This window comes from Bartonella sp. AC329YNZD, from assembly GCF_042196685.1.
In the GTDB taxonomy this organism is placed as follows: Bacteria; Pseudomonadota; Alphaproteobacteria; order Rhizobiales; family Rhizobiaceae; genus Bartonella.
In genome coordinates this window covers 1-1,604 of the sequence record NZ_JBHIQS010000067.1, presented here as the reverse complement: position 1 = coordinate 1,604, position 1,604 = coordinate 1, and the positions used below count along the sequence as shown (strand labels likewise).

At 35.8% G+C, this 1,604-nt stretch carries 2 protein-coding genes; both read right to left on the bottom strand.

Features of this window, described 5'->3' with window-relative positions; genetic code table 11:
• Nucleotides 1-236 (bottom strand): hypothetical protein (locus tag ACFIMW_RS09205; protein WP_375608886.1); only part of this gene is annotated, 236 nt, incomplete at its 3' end.
• Nucleotides 237-896: 660 nt separating this feature from the next.
• The coding region (locus ACFIMW_RS09200; RefSeq protein ID WP_375608887.1) for a DUF3987 domain-containing protein at nt 897-1,604 on the bottom strand (708 nt) is incomplete at its 5' end.

The following is a 1,604-nucleotide window of genomic DNA, read 5'->3' as shown; positions in this document are numbered from 1 at the left end:
GCGACCAAATCAATCCCAATATCAGTTCCATTTTCTCCATGCTCTTGCGCCCATTCCAAATAAGTTTGAACCTTTTCGTATTCTTGCTTTTGCAACGGGTCTTCAGCTAAATAAACCTTTACAAGGTTTTCAAACAGCGTTCCCAATTCACGGGGTGATTTTGCCTTTTTACGGTAGAATTCCAACAGAGAGCGTAGCGTGACGTGTTCATTATCAGAATGATGAGGTTGAAGCATAAAGAATAGACTCCATAACTATCTACGATACAGATTAATTCTCTTCAAAAGAATCTAAATGAAATTAATTAAATCCATTTTGAATGAATAGTGAGAAAACTGGAAAAAATGCTAAAAAAGCCGATAATGTTTTCAAAAAGTTTTTTAAATGCTGCTTATCCACAGCCCATGAGAGAGATCAGATCAGCAAAGTAGTGAAATTTGCTATTTGTTTTATGAAAAAAAAGACAAATTTGATATGTGCTTTAAAATATCAGAATGAGTATTTTGATAAGTTTTATTACGAATTTTGCTTATAGGTTTTGAAGGTGTAAAAACCGTCAACCCCCCCTCAAAACGTATATTATTAGTTGAATTTATAGATTGCATTATCAATAGAGGTTGTTTTTTTAAGATCTGTAAAATCTTAACCTATTGAAATATAATGTTTTTACTTTTTATCGTTTTTTTACATAATAGCAGCAACCCTCAAAACTCAAAACCCCGTCAAAACCTATAGAGGTTGTGTTTTGGATATCTTTGACACAAGGTTAAAAGGACTCTTTATGTTTCTTCTTTTAAAAATGATAAAACAAAAACCCTCAAAGATAATTCGTAAACCCTCTGTTGGTACGATAAGATCTTTGAAGGTTTTAAGGACAACAAAAAATTACAATGGCTTCATTGCTTGATGCTGTTGTTTTTAACGAAAGGATTCCATTCATAGCGTATGGTAGGTCGACCACTTTGAGAGCTATTTTCCACTGATATTTGACGAATATGATTGGAACGACATAAGAGCTCTAAAGCTTGCTTAACGGCTCTATTATCTGTTAAACCGATCCAACTTCTTTGATGAATATCACGTAAAGTAAAGACATCGGGTAAATGATCACAGCGCTCGACAATCAATTTTGCCCCCTCTGTTGCTAAGCTATCCGCCGCCGCATAAAGACGTTTGACATGACTGAACAAATATTTTTCCCATCGCAAGGCTGTTTGAAGGGCATCTTTATTGATTTCAAAACGACCCCCTTCGGTTATTTCAAAAATCAACGCAAGACTTACTATGGTTTTAGGCATTTTCAAAAGATGCGCTTGTAAGCTTTCAGAAAGGTTGTTCTCTTTGGCTTCTTTAAAAATCTTTTGCATCCATTCACGAAAGATCTCTTGAGCTTCAGCAGAAAAGCGCATCACAAGAGGGTGTTCTGGTGAACCAAGGGGGTTATCATAAAGAGAACGAAATGCCCCTTCATACGTTTCCCATGCCTCTTGATTGGGCGGTCTATCAACCCATTTCCAATCTTTTGTCTCATCGGGAAAGACAAGCATTTGAAAGCGTTGTAAGAAACCATCATTGCCTTTGCCATATAAAACATTGCGTATAAA